This window comes from Streptosporangium sp. NPDC000563 (genome assembly GCF_040299985.1).
In the GTDB taxonomy this organism is placed as follows: domain Bacteria; phylum Actinomycetota; class Actinomycetes; order Streptosporangiales; family Streptosporangiaceae; genus Streptosporangium.
Genome location: NZ_JBEPDA010000014.1, coordinates 181,870 through 197,936, shown reverse-complemented (window position 1 = coordinate 197,936; position 16,067 = coordinate 181,870). Strand labels below are relative to the sequence as shown.

The 16,067-nt window shown below is 69.5% G+C and carries 14 protein-coding genes; 10 read left to right on the top strand and 4 right to left on the bottom strand.

Going from position 1 to position 16,067, the window contains the following annotated elements:
- Positions 1-794: 794 nt before the first annotated feature.
- Positions 795-2,333 carry a hypothetical protein gene (locus tag ABT352_RS27455; protein WP_350947812.1) on the bottom strand — a complete coding sequence of 513 codons (1,539 nt, stop codon included), beginning with the start codon at positions 2,331-2,333 and terminating at the stop codon, positions 795-797.
- Here ABT352_RS27455 and ABT352_RS27450 point away from each other — a divergent pair.
- Positions 2,280-3,326: a hypothetical protein gene (locus tag ABT352_RS27450; RefSeq protein WP_350947811.1), complete on the top strand. Its 1,047-nt coding sequence runs from the start codon at positions 2,280-2,282 to the stop codon at positions 3,324-3,326. The two genes, ABT352_RS27455 and ABT352_RS27450, sit on opposite strands and share 54 nt — an antisense overlap.
- Before the next feature lie 243 nt (positions 3,327-3,569).
- Here ABT352_RS27450 and ABT352_RS27445 read toward each other — a convergent pair whose 3' ends face one another.
- Positions 3,570-4,508: an MBL fold metallo-hydrolase gene (locus ABT352_RS27445; protein WP_389775730.1), complete on the bottom strand. Its 939-nt coding sequence runs from the start codon at positions 4,506-4,508 to the stop codon at positions 3,570-3,572.
- Positions 4,509-4,605: 97 nt separating this feature from the next.
- Here ABT352_RS27445 and ABT352_RS27440 point away from each other — a divergent pair, with 97 nt between their 5' ends.
- Positions 4,606-5,058, top strand: a complete 453-nt coding sequence (locus ABT352_RS27440) for a single-stranded DNA-binding protein (RefSeq protein WP_350947809.1) — start codon at positions 4,606-4,608, stop codon at positions 5,056-5,058.
- 154 nt (positions 5,059-5,212) lie between these two features.
- Here ABT352_RS27440 and ABT352_RS27435 read toward each other — a convergent pair whose 3' ends face one another.
- Positions 5,213-6,715, bottom strand: a complete 1,503-nt coding sequence (locus ABT352_RS27435) for a DUF1015 family protein (protein WP_350947808.1) — start codon at positions 6,713-6,715, stop codon at positions 5,213-5,215.
- 120 nt (positions 6,716-6,835) lie between these two features.
- On the opposite strand from ABT352_RS27435, the gene ABT352_RS27430 reads away from it, so the two are divergent.
- Together ABT352_RS27430 and ABT352_RS27425 are read left to right on the top strand one after the other, a co-directional pair.
- A complete protein-coding gene (locus tag ABT352_RS27430) occupies positions 6,836-7,267 on the top strand; it encodes a tetratricopeptide repeat protein (RefSeq protein WP_350947807.1) in 432 nt (143 codons plus the stop codon).
- Positions 7,268-7,493: 226 nt separating this feature from the next.
- A complete protein-coding gene (locus tag ABT352_RS27425; RefSeq protein WP_350947806.1) occupies positions 7,494-8,513 on the top strand; it encodes an HAD-IIA family hydrolase in 1,020 nt (339 codons plus the stop codon).
- Between the two features lie 176 nt (positions 8,514-8,689).
- Here ABT352_RS27425 and ABT352_RS27420 read toward each other — a convergent pair whose 3' ends face one another.
- Entirely contained in the window at positions 8,690-9,037 is a 348-nt protein-coding gene (locus ABT352_RS27420) for an SCP2 sterol-binding domain-containing protein (RefSeq protein ID WP_350947805.1), read from the bottom strand.
- A gap of 621 nt (positions 9,038-9,658) precedes the next feature.
- Here ABT352_RS27420 and ABT352_RS27415 point away from each other — a divergent pair.
- The 6 genes from ABT352_RS27415 to ABT352_RS27390 all read left to right on the top strand — a co-directional run bounded on the left by ABT352_RS27415 (position 9,659) and on the right by ABT352_RS27390 (position 16,065).
- Positions 9,659-10,015, top strand: a complete 357-nt coding sequence (locus ABT352_RS27415) for a hypothetical protein (protein ID WP_350947804.1) — start codon at positions 9,659-9,661, stop codon at positions 10,013-10,015.
- Positions 10,012-10,830 (top strand): TlyA family RNA methyltransferase, encoded by an 819-nt coding sequence (locus ABT352_RS27410; protein ID WP_350947803.1) that lies wholly within the window; start codon positions 10,012-10,014, stop codon positions 10,828-10,830. The genes ABT352_RS27415 and ABT352_RS27410 overlap by 4 nt, the downstream gene beginning before the upstream one ends.
- A 173-nt stretch (positions 10,831-11,003) precedes the next feature.
- Positions 11,004-11,909 carry an NAD kinase gene (locus tag ABT352_RS27405; protein ID WP_350947802.1) on the top strand — a complete coding sequence of 302 codons (906 nt, stop codon included), beginning with the start codon at positions 11,004-11,006 and terminating at the stop codon, positions 11,907-11,909.
- 90 nt (positions 11,910-11,999) lie between these two features.
- A complete protein-coding gene (recN, locus tag ABT352_RS27400) occupies positions 12,000-13,712 on the top strand; it encodes a DNA repair protein RecN (RefSeq protein ID WP_350947801.1) in 1,713 nt (570 codons plus the stop codon).
- A gap of 170 nt (positions 13,713-13,882) precedes the next feature.
- The gene (gene steA, locus ABT352_RS27395; RefSeq protein ID WP_350947800.1) at positions 13,883-15,094 is read left to right on the top strand and encodes a putative cytokinetic ring protein SteA; all 1,212 of its coding nucleotides are present in this window, start codon (positions 13,883-13,885) and stop codon (positions 15,092-15,094) included.
- Positions 15,091-16,065 carry a copper transporter gene (locus ABT352_RS27390; protein ID WP_350947799.1) on the top strand — a complete coding sequence of 325 codons (975 nt, stop codon included), beginning with the start codon at positions 15,091-15,093 and terminating at the stop codon, positions 16,063-16,065. The genes steA and ABT352_RS27390 overlap by 4 nt, the downstream gene beginning before the upstream one ends.
- The last annotated feature ends 2 nt before the right edge of the window (positions 16,066-16,067 follow it).

The following is a 16,067-nucleotide window of genomic DNA, read 5'->3' as shown; positions in this document are numbered from 1 at the left end:
GTGGGAGAGTAGGTCACCGCCGGACAATCTTTCACGTAGGGCCCTCACCGTTGGTGGGGGCCTTTCGTGCTTTCCAGGGCCTTTTTCAAGCGATGCCCCAGGGCCATCCAAAGGACGCTCGGGGTATTGGAAGGCCGGGGCTCGAGGTTTTCGGCGTGTGGGTTTCCGCTGAGGGGGCCCTTTTGCGTTATGAGCAGTGTTAGCCAAGTGATCTTCGACTCCTGCGGTCAAGGTACCGGCCGGCAGCTGGGATGGCTCCGAGATTCTCTTAAAAGCCATCCGCGAAGGGCCCGCCGTGATGTCCATGATCATTCATGGGTGCAGGGGAAGGGCGTATGGACTTTCAAGGGCTTGCTAGGCTGGAAGGGCCGGGCCACCCCACCAGCGGGTGGCCTTCGTCGCGCCAGACCACGATAGGGGCGGGGCAGCGATAGCGAACGGGGCGCACCCCGCGGCCGGAGACCGCCCGGATAGCGAACGTCTCATCCGAACGAGGAGATGGGACGCGCTCGCAGAGTGACCCAACGAATGGACCAGAAGTGAACAGTGACAACGGGCCTGAGGGCGCGGGCCGTCGCGAAGAGAGCGAAAACCGCGGATCCGGCGGCCAGGGAGGCCGCCGCAGCGATCGCGCAGGTGGTGACAGGGGACGTCCGGGTGACGGTCCCCGGTATGGTGAGCGCCGAGAAGGGCGCCCGAGTGGTTCTTACGGCTCTCGTGATCGTGGCGACCGGCCGTCCTACAACCGTGACGACCGGGGTTCCGGTCGTCCTCCGTTCAACCGTGACGACCGCTCAGGGGGCGGGCAGAGGTCCTCGGGACCGCGTGGCGAGGGCCAGCGTTCTTATGGTGACCGCGAGTCTCGCGGTGGCTCCTACGGAGCTCGTGATCGTGGCGACCGGCCGTCCTACAACCGTGACGACCGCGGTTCCGGTCGTCCTCCGTTCAACCGTGATGATCGTGGTGGTGAGCGCAGGCCGTTCAACCGTGATGACCGTCCTGGTGGCGGGTATCGCGGGGATCGGCCGTCGTTCAACCGCGACGATCGTCCCGGTGGTGGCCGTCCTCCGTTCAACCGTGACGACCGTGGTGGCGAGCGCAGGCCCTTCAATCGCGATGATCGTGGTGGCGAGCGTCGTTCGTACGGTGACCGTGACCAGTCGCGTGGTCAGTACGGTTCGCGTCCCGATGGAGGTGAGCGCAGGCCGTTCAATCGCGACGATCGCCCCGGTGGTGGCCGTCCTCCGTTCAACCGCGACGACCGCGGTGGTGAGCGCAGGCCGTTCAACCGTGACGATCGTCCCGGTGGTGGGTATCGCGGGGATCGTCCCGCGTTCAACCGCGACGACCGCGCTGGTGACCGTCCTTCGTCCAACCGCGACGACCGCGGTGGTGACCGTCCTCCGTCCAACCGCGACGACCGCGGTGGCGAGCGTCGTTCGTACGGTGATCGTCCTGGTGGCGGGTATCGCGGGGATCGGCCGTCGTTCAACCGCGACGATCGTGGTGGCGAGCGTCGTTCGTACGGTGACCGTGACCAGTCGCGTGGTCAGTACGGTTCGCGTCCCGATGGCGGTGAGCGCAGGCCGTTCAATCGCGACGATCGCCCCGGTGGTGGCCGTCCTCCGTTCAACCGCGACGACCGCGGTGGCGAGCGCAGGCCGTTCAACCGTGACGATCGTCCGGGCGGCGGCTATCGCGGAGATCGGCCGTCGTTCAACCGTGATGATCGCGGTGGTGACCGCAGGTCGTTCGACCGTGACAGCCGCGGGGGGGATGGTCCTCCGTTCAACCGTGATGATCGGCCGTCGTCCAGCCGTGATGATCGTGGTGGCGAGCGTCGTTCGTACGGTGATCGCGACCAGACTCGTAGCCGCTACGGTTCGCGGCCGGATGGTGAGCGCAGGTCCTTCAACCGGGATGATCGTCCTGGTGGTGGCTATCGCGGGGATCGTCCCGCGTTCAACCGTGATGACCGCGGTGGTGACCGTCCTCCGTTCAACCGCGACGACCGCGGTGGTGAGCGCAGGCCGTTCAACCGTGACGATCGTCCGGGCGGCGGTCGTCCCTTCGGGAACCGCGACCGCGACGGTGAGGGTTCTCGCACCCGCTATGGCCGGGACGACCGGTCCGGGGGGCGCGACGAGGCTCCCGGCGGCCAGCGTGAGGAGTTGCCCGAGCTCGCGCCGGACATCACCGCGGAGGAGCTCGACAAGGAGATCCGCGAAGAGCTGCGTTCTCTTCCGCTCGACCTCGCGGATCTGATCTCCCGCCATCTCGTGGCGGCCGAGAGGGCCCTTGGCGAGGACGACGCGGAGCGGGCCTACGAGCACACGAAGGTCGCACGCCGCTTCGCGGCCAGGATCGGAGTGATCCGTGAGGCCGTCGGTATCGCGGCCTACCGTGCAGGCCACTTCTCCGAGGCGCTCAGCGATCTGCGCGCGGCTCGCCGGATGACAGGTTCCGACTCGTTCCTGCCGATCATGGCGGATTGCGAGCGCGGTCTTGGCCGCCCCGAGCGTGCGCTTGACCTGGTCCGTTCCAAGGAGGCCGAGCGACTCGACCGCGTCGGCAAGATCGAGCTCGCCATCGTGGAGTCCGGCGCCCGGAGAGACCTCGGTCAGAACGACGCCGCGGTCATCACCCTCCAGCGCCTTCCCGAGCTGCGTGACACCCGTCCCCAGCCCTGGTCGGCCCGTCTCGCCTTCGCCTACGCCGACGCGTTGTCCGCGGCCGGTCACGCGGGGCCGGCCACGGAGTGGTTCGGCCGGGCGATGACCTTCGACGAGGACGGCGAGACCGACGCGGCCGAGCGTTACGCGGAGCTGACGGGCGCTGTCATCGAGGACATCGAGGACATCGAAGAGGACGACATCGAGGACGGGGAAGTCTTCGTCGACGATGACACCCGCGCCGACGATGACGCCGAGGCCGAGGGCGATGATGACGTCAACGTCGACGATGACGCCGATATCGACGACGTCGCGGCTCTGGACGAGGAGATCGAGGCCGAAGACGATCTCTTTGACGACGACTTCGACGCGAACCGTCCCACCGCCGATGACGCTCAGGACAACGGTTCCGTCGACGAAGAGCACTCTGCCGAGGTGAGCTCCCCCGAGAAGGTCTCTTCCGAGGGCGAGGCGGCCGACGCCGAGCGGAAGACGGAGGAGAAGCCGGGCAAGGTGGAGCACGCTGTCGGCCCTGCCTTCATCGAGCCCGACTTCGGCGACATTCTGAGTGACGCCTCCGACACCGACTCCGATGAGGACGAGGATCAGCGCGAGGACGACGAGCAGGGCCGGGGCAAGGCCGAGAAGAAGTAAGTCCAGGGAACCTTCGCCGCATTCCGGGTGGACGAGCTGTGCGCCCGGAATGCGGGAGGTGTCTCCATCGTTCTCGGCGAGGGGACTGCCAGGTTTACCCGGTGAATCGCTTCCCTGTCACCGCTCCTGTGTTTGAAACGGTCAGGGCTTGGCCGTCGCCTACCTCGACGGAGGGAGGCGAGAAGCCGCTTCTTTCGGGGAGCGGAGGAGTCACAACGGCTCCGAGCCTTGCGGGGCACGTTTTCACGGCTGGATTCGATCCAGCCAGTGCAGGATTCCGGCCACGTTGGACGGGGCGCCGCTCAGCAGCTCGAATTGTTCGGCGGTCGCCTCGTCCGTCTTCAAAGCCGCGTAACGGTCGCGGGTGCGCTCCCTGACCATGGCAACGGCGTGATCCAGGTCCATGCCCTCCGTGTGGGCCTGACGGGTCAGGTCGACCCAGACACGAAGCTCCTCGGCGGAGCGTCCCAGGATCTCCTCCACATCCGTGACCGGTCCGTAGTGACTGAAGAGCAGCCTTTGCGGGCCCAGTGCTTTGAACAGGGCGATCGAGTCCAGCGCGGTCCGCAGGTCGAAGTCCGGCGGAGGCGTGGCGGGACGCAGGTCGCCCGTCTCAGGAAGGTAGACCCCGGCCGCGTCGCCGACGTAGAGGTCTCCGGTGCCGGAGTCGATGAGTCCGACATGGTGTTTGGCGTGCCCCGGGGAGTAGTGGCTGTTCAGGGTACGACCGTTGCCGAGGTCGATCGTGTCGGTGTCGTCGAGCGCGCGGATCCGCGAGGCTTCTGTCGGGGAGAGTTCGCCGAACAGGGTGTCGAGCTTGTCGCCCCAGACCATTCGCGCGCTCGCCATCAGCCTGGATGGATCGGCGAGATGTCGTGCACCCTTCTGGTGAACCACAATCTCCGCATTCGGGTAGAAACCGGCGATGTCGCCGACCCCGCCCGCGTGATCCAAATGGATGTGCGTGACGACGACCGTGGCGAGATCTCCGGGTCCGACGCCCAGCGAGGTGAGGGCATCACGCACCACGGGGGCGGAGGTGGAGGTGCCGGTCTCAACCAGGCAGGGACGGTCTCCAAGGATCAGGTATCCGGCCGTGATGCTGGAGTACCCGGCCATCCTCGTATCGATCTCATAGACGTCCCCGCCGAGGGCGGTGATGTTGTCCACAGGCCACCTCATAACTGGAACCGGTATCCACAGAACAGTATTCGGCCATTCCGGTGCAGCTCACATCGTAGAGAGTCGTCCTCGACAGGCAGGATCGAGGGAGGATCGCATGGATCGTAACGAGGTCATTCTCGTGGGCCGCCTACCTGAGGTGGCCCACATCAGGGCGTTGCAGAGCGGAGGCACGCTCGGCACCTGGCGGCTCATCGTCCGGCGGCGACACCGCGGGCGTGGCGCCCGGGTCGACACCATTCCGTGCGCGTCGTTCGAGACCGACGTCATCGAGGCCGTGGCCGGTTGGCTTCCCGATGACATCGTCGAGGTGACGGGTTCGCTGCGTCGGAGATGGTGGGGAAGCGAAGGGGCCAAGTCGTCCGGCTACGAGGTCGAAGTGCGTTCGGTGAGACGTCTTGAGCGTAAGGTCATCACGATCCTGGCCTGTGACGAGGAGGTTCCCGTGCCCGTCCCGCCTCGGCCGGTGCGCTCACTCCTGCATGCGAGGAGGGGGCCACGGGACCGGGGGGAGGAGCCGCGGCTCACCTCGGCGAGATCGGGTAACTGACGCCCTACTTCCAGGGCATGCAGGATTTCGAGATGTCGGACTGGCTTTTTGAGATCTCGGACCGACCTCCACCGACCTGCAAGGCCCGGGAAACGCAGGGTTTCGGAGTTTCCGCGGCATCCGGCTCTTCTCAGGGGTCCGGCCCTCCTGAGTTTCAGGATCCTGACTTCGCGGAGGGCGGGTTTTCTTCGGAAGGTGTCAGTCTCGGGGTGAGCGTGCGCAGAACCAGACCGGTTCTGGGCTTCGGACCGAAGGAGGTGGACTTGCGAGGCACTCGTTCCCCCTGAGCCGCGACGGCGAGCACCTCGTCGACCGCGAGCGGGCGCAGAAGCACCGCGGTCCCACCGGACGTCCGCGCGAGCCGTACGGCGGCCTCCGGGTCGTGGTGGACGACGCGCACCGACTGTTCGTCGTCCCGCATCCCCCACACCTTCGGCAGAAGAAACTCCGCGAGGATGGAGGTGTTCAGCGCCCGCCACCCGGCCGAGTGCTCGGACGGCATGGCGTGTTCGAGCTGGTCGGGGTCGGGGTCGGTGAGAAGGTGTGCGGACCCGCCGGCGGACAGCAGGTAGGCCGGTCCGCTGGTCTCCTCCAGTGCGGCCAGACCTTCGGCCAGGTCCGCGTGGTCGTGCACCTGCCACGAGCCCCTCGCCTTGGCCAGCGCCTCCTCAAGCGGCAGTCCGGGAATGACCCGGTGGATGGCCTTCAGATCCGGTGGGTAGGCGCTGGAGTCCACCAGGAGCGCGAGACCGAAGTCCCACGGACCGGGCTCCGGAGGGCTCGTCGGGCTCACCGCTTCCGTGGGTTCCACCGGGCTCACCGAGGCCGTGGCTTTAGCGGGTTTCCCGGGATTCGTGGCTTCCGCCGACTCCGCAGGGGTGCCGTCCGTCATGGGCGTCACCGATTCCACGGCTGTCGTGGGTTTCATGGAGGTGGTTGTCGCGGCGTCACTCGTGACGGAGGCAGTGACGGAGGCGCGGTGTTCTCGCTGGAGCGCGAGATAGGTGGCGTAGCGGTGGTGCCCATCGGCGATCAGGGCCTGGCGGGGGCGGAGGTCGGCGTCGATGGAGGCGAGTTCGCCGGTGTCGGTGACGGCCCACAGCCGGTGCCTGACCCCGTCCTCGGTCTCCGTCTCCGCCAGAGGGGGCCGGGACGCGGCGATGCGGTCGACGAGGTGTGTGGTGGCGCCGCCCGCACCGTCGTAGAGCAGGAAGATGGGTTCCAGGTTGGCCTGCGTGGTGCGCATCAGCGCGAGCCGATCGGCGACCGGTCCGGGCATCACGTTCTCGTGAGGAAGGATGATGCCCAGCTCCGGACCGGCCAGGCCCACGTCACCGATGATCCCGCGCTGCAGGATGCCAGGACCCGACTGCTCGTAGATGTAGACCGCGGGTGTCTCGTCGGCGGTCAGCACCCCGTGGGAGAGCCACCGGTGAAGAGTCTCCCGCGCCTCGGCGTATTTGTGATGGTCGGTACCGGGAAGGATCAAACGCACCACATTGTTGGGGTGAAGGTCGAGCAGCTTCCGCACCTCGGCCTCGTCGATGAGGTCGTACGGCGGGGAGGTGACTCCGGCCAGATCGTCGACCGTGAACCGCACGCCGTGAAACGGGCGCAGCACCAGCCCGCCGGGTATCGGCAGTTCAGGATTCGCCATAGAGGGCATGCTGCCATAAAGGCCTGAAACGGCCGGGGGCCGCTTCGAGTCTGCGATGGTGCCTGGTCCGTCAGGAAATCGGCCAGATCTGTCGTCTGTCGATGAAGGAGGCCTCACACAATGGTCCAAGGACGTGGCGGTCCGTCTGATTCCCCCAGCCCCGAGACGGGCGCTCCGGCCGGGGACGTCTACGAATGGTTTCAACGAGGGACGAAACTGCTGGCCGAGGGCAGTCCGGCGGCGGCGGCCGCGCTGCTGGAGCGGGCGGCCGACGCGGAGCCGGAGTCGCGGAGCATCCGGGAGGCCCTCGCCCGAGCACAGTTCAACTCCCGGCAGTACGCAGACGCCGTCGACAGCTTTCGCTGGATCATCGACGCCAATCCGGCTGAGGACTACGCGTATTTCGGTCTTGGGCTCGCCCTGTGGCGCACCGGGGACATGGAGGGGGCTCAGGAGCCACTGGCGATCGCCGTCGCGATGCGGCCCGACCTGCGGCACTATGTTTCCGCGCTGAAAAGTGTTCGCGCCACGTTGCGTGCCCGCAGGATGTGATCCGTACGAGTTCGCCGTTGTGATCCCGAACGCCCGCAGGATGTGATCGGTGCCGACCTTGCCGGTGTGATCGGTTCCTGCTGCCGGCGCGACCGGTGGGTGCCCTGCCGGTACGCCCCGAGGATGCTCGCCCGGTTGATCCGTGCGGGTTCGCAGGACGTGATCCAGGCGGTTCCGCCGCATGGGAGCGGTGCGGGCGGTGGAACGTGGGTGATGAAATGGGCCGGTGGACACGAATACGCTGATCGACCCGTATGACACCCTTCTCCTTGACCTTGACGGGGTGGTGTACCTCGGGCGCAACGCCGTACCGGCGGCCCCGGAGTCCCTGCGCCGGGCGGGGGAGGGTGGTGTACGTCTCGCCTACGTCACCAACAACGCCTCACGCACCCCCGCGGCCATCGCCCAGCACCTGCGCGCGCTGGGCGCCCCGGCGGAACCCGAGGACGTCGTGACCTCCGCCCAGGCCGCCGCGCGGGTCGTGGCCGAGCGGGTCGAACCGGGCGCCGCGGTGCTGGTGGTCGGTGGGATGGGGCTGCGCTCCGCACTGCGCGTCCACGGACTGCGCCCGGTCAGCACCGCCCTGGAAGGGCCGGTCGCGGTCGTCCAGGGCATCGCTCCCGATCTCTCCTACGGTCTGCTGGCCGAGGGCACGCTCGCGGTGAGAGGGGGAGCCCTCTTCGTCGCCGCGAACGCCGACTCGACCATGCCGACGGGCAGGGGGGAGCTTCCCGGCAACGGCTCGATGGTCAGGGTCATCGCCACGGCGACCGGGGTGGAGCCGATCGTCGCGGGCAAGCCCGAGCCGCCCCTGCACCGCGAGTCGATGCTCCGCACCGGATCGCAGCGGCCTCTGGTGGTCGGTGACCGGCTCGACACCGACATCGAGGGAGCGACCAACGCGGGGGTGGACAGTCTGCTGGTCCTGACGGGAGTGGCGGGCCCGCTCGACGTGCTGACCGCCGCTCCCCGGCACCGGCCCACCTACGTCGCCGCTGATCTGTCCGACCTGCACCGGCCCTACCCCGAGGTGCGGAGGATCACGGACGGGTGGACCTGCGAGGGGTGGACGGCCCGCTGGGAGGAGGGCGTGCTCACCCTCGAAGGCGGGGGTGGGCCGCTTGACGGGCTCCGCGCGGCCTCCGCGGCGACCTGGGAGGCCGTGGGCGAGGGCCGGGCGGACGAGGACGCGGTGAAGGCGGCACTCGACTCCGCGCTCTCGCCACGGGCCTCGCGCTCCGGCTGAGACGACCGCTCGACCCCGGCCTCCTCCAACGGCCGCCCAGCCTCCGTCATCCCCTTCTCGGCGCGACCTCACGTGCTCCCCTTGATGCCGAGCCCAGGCCGGGAGGCCGGGGCCGGGCGGGCCGTCGCCCTGCGTGAACCTCTCCGCCCGTGTGATCCCGCCTTCGGGCGGGATCCTCAAAGGAGCTTGCGCAGGCGGAGAAGGTCACCGAAGCTGGCGTCGACCTTGATCCGGCCGCCGAAGACGGCCCGTCCCATGTCGAGGTCCCCGTTGACCAGCGAGATGAGATCATCGCTGCCGATGGTCAGTTTCACCTCGGCCTGCCTGCGGTCGTCCGGGGAAAGATCCTCGAAGGGACCGAGGCCGCCGTGGTGGATGTGGCCGTAGAAGGTGACGCCGAGATCCTTGATGTGGCAGCTGATACTGCGCTCGACCACGTGCTTGTCGCGGCTCTCCCGGTCAACCTCGTCGAACTGCTCGCCGAGTTTGCGCAGTGCCACCCGGCACTCGTCGACGGTCGCCATCGCGTGGCGCTCCCTTCTCTTCTCCCTGACCGATCCGAATCCCTTTCAGGTACGGACGGTAGCGTTCCACATGGGTACGGCATGCAATCCGGCGCGGGGGCACCGGAGAAAGAGGCTTCCGCAATGGCGTTCACGACATCGCGGGGTTATGCGCCGACGGCCGCCGACCTTAATGGCATGACAACGATCGAGGTTCCCGCGATAGTTCGCGGTTTACCCATCTTTGGAAGATCTCTCCCTTCCTTGCCCGCCCTGGGCCGACCTGTGTGGATCGGCCGCGGCGGATCCCCCGTATCCGTGCGGATCGGCCGCCGCGAATACCTCGTGCCCGTGCGGGTCGGCCCTCGCGGACTCCCCTGCGTTCACGGGAAGGACGGGGCCGGATTCGCGGCGTGGGGAGCCCGTCAAGGAGGGGAGCCCGCGTATGGCGAGGGAAAGCCGGAGGCGGGAAAGCCCGCCGGGGCGACGAGGGGCGCGGCTTCCGATACGGTCGGGGAATCCACGGGCGCGGCGCCAGTGAGCGTGGCGCTCGTACGGCGGAAGCCGCATTCGTACGGCGGCAAGGGCCGCGAAGACGACCATGACGGCCGAAGCGGCCAGGAGCGGTTCCGGAGGGGGCACATGACGGACCTGCTGGAGGAGACGGGCGACGAGCGGGCGGACGCCGCGCTGGGCGGGCTCACCCGTCTCGGCGCTCTGCCCGTCTCCGCGCACGCGGACGTCTTCGAGGAGGTGTTCAGCGGACTGGAGCAGGCGCTCGCCGCGGTGAACGGTACCTCGGGGCGGGAGTCCGCCTCGCCGGACAGCCCTCCGGAGCGGGCCACCGCCCCGGCGCACGGTGCCCCGGAGCGGGAACCGACCTCAGCGGGCGGCCTGCCAAGGCCAGGCGGCGTACCAAGGCCGGGACCGGCCCTGGCGCACGCTCTTCCCGGGCAGGGGCGCCCGTCGGTGGACGGCACCCGGGATCGGCGCCCGTGAGCCGGCGGACACGTCTCGACAGCGAGCTCGTCCGCCGGAAGCTGGCGCGGTCCCGCGAGCAGGCGGCCCAGCTCATCGAGGCCGGCCGGGTCAGCGTCGGCGGCCAGGTGGCGGCGAAGCCCGCGACCCAGGTCGACACGGCCTCGGCGATCGTGGTCGCGGAGGCGGCCGAGGGGCCCGACTATGTCTCGCGGGGCGCGCACAAGCTCCTCGGCGCGCTGGAGGCCTTCGGTCCTCTCGGCCTCACCGTGGAGGGACGCCGCTGCCTGGACGCGGGAGCCTCGACCGGGGGCTTCACCGACGTACTGCTCCGTGCGGGAGCGGCGCACGTCCTGGCCGTCGACGTCGGGTACGGCCAGCTCGCGTGGTCGCTGCGGACCGACGACAGGGTCACGGTGATGGAGCGGGTCAACGTCAGGGACCTGAAACCCGACATGCTCGGCGAGGCGCCCACGCTGATCGTCGGTGACCTCTCCTTCATCTCCCTGCGCCTGGTGCTGCCGGCCCTCGTCCTGTGCGCCGCGGAACGGGCCGACTTCGCGATGCTGGTCAAACCCCAGTTCGAGGTCGGCAGGGAGCGGGTCGGCGCCGGAGGGGTCGTCCGCGATCCGGAACTTCGCGCCGGGGCCGTAAGGGACGTGGCCGAAGTCGCGCGGACGCTCGGCCTGACCGTGCGAGGGGTGACCGCGAGTCCTCTGCCGGGCCCGTCCGGCAACGTCGAGTACGTCATCTGGCTGGGCAGGGGAGAGGGCGCTCCGCCGGTCCCCGACCTTGACGCGGAGATCGAGCGAGCGGTGGCGGAAGGCCCCCGGTAGCCACTGCCCAGCTCTCCGGCTCCCGGCCCTTCAGCGCCCGGCCTCGGCCCTCCAGACCTCCGCCACCCGGCAACCTGCCGGCCGTCCAGACCTCAACTCCCGAATCCTCTGCCACCCAGACCCCAGCTTCCTCCCCCACCCGGGGCGAGGATCTCCACGTTCAAGGAGAGTCGATGACTGCCAAGCGCACCGTGCTGGTCACCGCGCACACCGGGCGGGCGGCGGCCGTCGACAGCGCCCGGATGGTGATCCAGCGGCTCGTGGACGCCGGGCTGACCGTGCGGGTCCTCAGCGTCGAGGCCGAGGAGATCGCCTGCGCGGGGACCGACGTGGTACCCGCGGGTCCGGCGGCGGTCGACGCCGTCGAGATGATGATCGTGCTCGGTGGCGACGGCAGCCTCCTGCGGGCGGCCGAACTCGCCCGCCCGGCGGGGGTGCCGCTGCTGGGGGTGAACCTCGGCCACGTGGGCTTCCTGGCGGAGGCCGAGGTGGAGGACCTGGCGGAGGCGGTCGACAGCGTGGTGGACGGCCGTTACGACGTCGAGGAGCGGATGACCATCGAGGTCACCGCCCGCCTCAACGGCAAGCTGCTCGCCGACAGCTGGGCGCTGAACGAGGTCACCGTCGAGAAGAGCGAGCGGATGCTCGAGGTGGTCGCCGAGATCGACGGGCGCCCGCTGTCACGCTGGGGGTGTGACGGGGTGATCTGTGCCACGCCGACCGGTTCGACCGCGTACGCCTTCTCCGCCGGAGGCCCGGTCGTGTGGCCGGAGGTGGAGGCGCTGCTGCTCGTGCCGATCAGCGCCCACGCCCTGTTCGCCAGGCCCCTGGTGGTCTCGCCCCGCTCCAAGCTGGCACTGGAGGTCCAGCCGGAGACGGCGGGCGCGGTGCTGTGGTGCGACGGCCGCCGCAGGTTCGACCTGCCGGCCGGTGCGAGGGTGGAACTGCGGCGGGCGGAGCTACCGGTACGGCTGGCGCGGCTGCACGGTCTGGAGGACACCGGGGCGCCGTTCACCGACAGGCTGGTCGCGAAGTTCGATCTCCCCGTACAGGGGTGGCGGGGTCGCGTGAGGCCCTAGTTCGTCCGGGCGGGCGACGCCTCAAGCGCGTAGGATCGTGCCCGCGCACCGCACTGATGTTCGGTGAATTCGATGTGACGGGAGGGACCAGTGCGACCTGGAGTCGAGGAGGTCCGTATCCAGGGGCTCGGCGTGATCGATGAGGCCGTCCTGGAGCTGGCGCCGGGATTCACCGTGGTCACGGGCGAGACGGGCGCGGGTAAGACCATGGTGGTGACCGGCCTGGGGTTGCTGTTCGGCGGCCGTGCCGACCCCGCCCGCGTCCGTCCGGGCTCCGGCAAGACGACCATCGAGGGCACGCTGATCGTCGACCCCGCCGGGCGGGTCGCCCAGCAGGTGCAGGACGTGGGAGGCGTGGTCGAGGACGGCGAGCTGATCATCTCGCGCACGGTCTCCGTCGAGGGGCGCAGCCGTGCCTGGCTGGGCGGGCGGACGGTTCCCGTCGGCACGCTCACCTACCTGGCCGAGGACCTCGTCGCCGTGCACGGCCAGATGGACCAGCAACGGCTGCTGCAGCCGGGCCGTCAGCGGGCCGCCCTCGACCGCTACGCCGGTGAGGAGCTGGTCAAGCCGCTGCGCGCCTACGAGCAGGCGTACAAGCGGCACAGGGAGACCGCGGAGAGGCTGGCCGAGCTGACCACCAAGGCGAGGGAACGCGCACAGGAGGCCGACCAGCTCAGGTTCGGGCTCGGCGAGGTCGAGAAGGCCGACCCCAAGCCCGGCGAGGAGATCGAGCTGCGCGAGGAGGAGGAGCGGCTCTCCCACGCCGACTCCCTCAGGAGCGCCGCGGAGACGGCGCACCGGGCACTGCTCGGCGATCCGATGTCCGGTGAGCAGGCCATGCCGGACGCCATCGCGCTGGTCGGAGAGGCCCGCGCGGCCGTCGAGGCGGTGCGCGACTTCGACCCCTCGCTCGCCGGGATCGCCGACCGGCTCGCGGAGGCGGGCTATCTGATCTCCGACGTCGCCACCGAGCTGGCCGCGTACGCCGAGTCGGTCGACGCCGACCCCGGCAGGCTCGCGGTGGTGCAGGAGCGACGGGCCGCGCTCATCCACGTCATCCGCAGATACGGCCAGGACACCGCGGAGGTGCTCGCCTGGGCCGCGCGGGCCGCCGCCCGGGTGGCGGAACTCGACGGTGACGACGACCGCATCGGCGAGCTCACCCGCGAGCACGAGGAGCTCACCGCGCGCCTCACCGAGCTGGCCGCCGAGCTGACCCGGGTCAGGACGGCGACCGCGGAGCGGTTCGGGCAGGCCGTGACCGAGGAGCTCACCGCGCTGGCCATGCCGCACGCCAGGGTCGCGGTCACGATCACCGCCGCCTCCGAGTTCGGCCCGCACGGCGTCGACGAGGTCGAGCTGCGCATGGCGCCGCACCCGGCCTCGCCGCTCCTGCCGCTGAACAAGGGCGCCTCCGGCGGTGAGCTGAGCCGGGTGATGCTCGCCATCGAGGTGGTCTTCGCCGGCGCCGACCCGGTCCCGACGTTCGTCTTCGACGAGGTCGACGCGGGCGTGGGCGGCAAGGCCGCGGTGGAGATCGGCCGCAGGCTGGCACGGCTGGCCCGCACCTCCCAGGTGATCGTCGTCACCCACCTGCCGCAGGTCGCGGCCTTCGCCGACCAGCATCTCGTCGTGGAGAAGGCCGACGACGGGAGCGTGGTGCGCAGCGGCGTGATCGCCCTCGACAAGGACGGCCGGGCGAGGGAGCTCTCCCGCATGCTCGCCGGGCTTGAGGACTCCGAGCTGGGTCGCGCGCATGCCCAGGAGCTCCTCTCGATCGCCGCCGCCGACAAGGCGTGACCCGAAACAGGCCGAACACGCCGGATTCGAGAAGCGAGGCGGTACGTGGGGGGTTGAAGGAGTAATCCTCGCGTTCCAGGGGAGCAGGTCTCAGGAGTATCGGGTGACGTATCTAACACGCTGCCGCCTGTTTGGCTCTCCCGGTCGTTCACTCTGGCAGGATGGGCGTGATGAAGGTGCCGACTGAAGAGCTTCAAGACAGGCTCACGAGGTACCTCCGCCGCAGGAAGGTCACGGACCTTCCCGGGGTGACGGCAGTGGCGAGAATCGATCGGCGGACCAAGAGGCTGACCAAGCGCCTCAGGGCCGGGGAAATCGCGATTATCGATCACGTTGACGTTGACCGGGTGAGCGCGGAGGCTCTTGTCGCGTGCGGCGCGGCGGGTGTCGTCAACATCGCCTCCGGCATCAGCGGCCGCTACCCCAACCTCGGCCCGCAGATCATCGTCGAGGCGGGGGTGCCGTTCGTCGACAACGCCACCCCCGAGCTGTTCGAGCGGATCAAGGACGGCGACCTGGTCAGGCTGCACGAGGGCGTCCTTCACCTCGACGACGAGGTGGTGGGCAAGGGCGACGTGCAGACGGCCGAGTCCATCGAGGCCGCGATGAGCGAGGCCCGTGCCGGGCTGACGGTGCAGATCGAGGCGTTCGCGGCCAACACCATGGAGTACGTCCGCCGTGAGCGCGACCTCCTCATCGACGGGATCGGCGTCCCCGACGTCCGGACCGTGATGGAGGGCAGGCACGTCCTCATCGTGGTGCGCGGTTACCACTACAAGGAGGACATCGCCGCCCTCCGCCCCTACATCCGCGAATACCGCCCGATCATGATCGGGGTGGACGGCGGCGCCGACGCGCTGCTGGAGGCCGGTTACCTGCCCGACATCATCGTCGGCGATTTCGACTCCGTCTCCACCAAGGCGCTCACCACCGGCGCCGAGCTGGTCGTGCACGCCTACCGCGACGGCAGGGCGCCCGGGCTGGAGCGGGTCCAGCAACTGGGCCGCACCGCGGTGCTCTTCCCCGCGATCGGCACCAGCGAGGACATCGCGATGCTGCTCGCCGACGACAAGGGCGCCGATCTCATCGTCGCCGTCGGCACCCACGCGACCCTGGTGGAGTTTCTCGACAAGGGCCGCTCCGGCATGGCCAGCACCTTCCTCACCCGCCTGCGGGTGGGCAGCAAGCTCGTCGACGCGAAAGGCGTCAGCCGGCTCTATCGCAGCCGGATCTCCACACCGTCCCTGCTCCTGCTCGTCGCCACCACGCTGATCACCATGGGAGTGGCGATCGTCGTCTCCCCGGTGGGCAAGATCTGGCTGGACAGCGTCCGCGACGTCTGGAGTGGCTTCATCTTCTGGCTGGTCGGACTCTTCTCGTGATCGATTTCCGCTATCACCTCGTCTCCATCGTCGCGATCTTCCTCGCGTTGTCGGTCGGGATCGTGCTCGGCACCACCCTGCTCGAAGATCCCGTCATCAAGGCGAGCGAGTCGCTGGCCAACCAGCTTCGCGAGGGCAACAACGAGCTTCGCGACCAGGTGGACGCCCTGCAGAAGCGCGAGGCCGCCAACGACGCCTTCGTGACCGGCGGCACCGCCCGGATGGTCCAGGACGCGCTCGTCGGCAGGAGCGTCGTGATCGTCGAGGCCCCGGGCAGCACCGCGAGCGTGCGCGAGGCGGCGCAGCAGGCGATCGAGGAGGCCGGGGGGAGCGTGACCGGCCGGATCACCCTCACCGAGCGGTACACCGACCCCGCCCAGGCGGGCTTCGTCGACAAGCTGGCCGTCGGGGCCAAGGCCGCCGAGACCGTCTTCTCCGTCGAGGACACGGCGCACGACAAGGCGGCGGAGGTGCTCGCCGGTGCGATCCTGACCAGTGACTCCAGCCAGGTGGGCAAGGAGCACCCGTCCGGAGCCGGCATCCTCGACGCGTTCCAGCGCGCCGGCCTGCTCACCGTCACCGGCGAGCCCGCCAGGCGCGCGGAGACGGCCCTGATGATCGCCCCGGCGGAGGCGTACGCGGGGGAGACCGCGAGTGCGCAGGCGGGCACGCTCGTGACGCTGGCGCTCGGCCTCGACGACGCGGGCCAGGGCACCGTGATCGCCGGCACGCAGACCTCCGTCGCGCCCGGCGGGGTGATCGCCGCGCTCCGCGAGGACGCGGCCTTCACGGAGAAGGTCTCCAGCGTCGACACCGCCGATATGCCCGCAGGACGGGTCGTGGTGGTCTACGCTCTCCGAGAGCAACTCACCGGGCTGGCCGGTCAGTACGGCATCGGCCCCGGCGTCTCCGGCATCGAGCCCAGCGCGACGCCGACCCCCACGGTCCCCACGGCCACCTCCGGAGGATGATC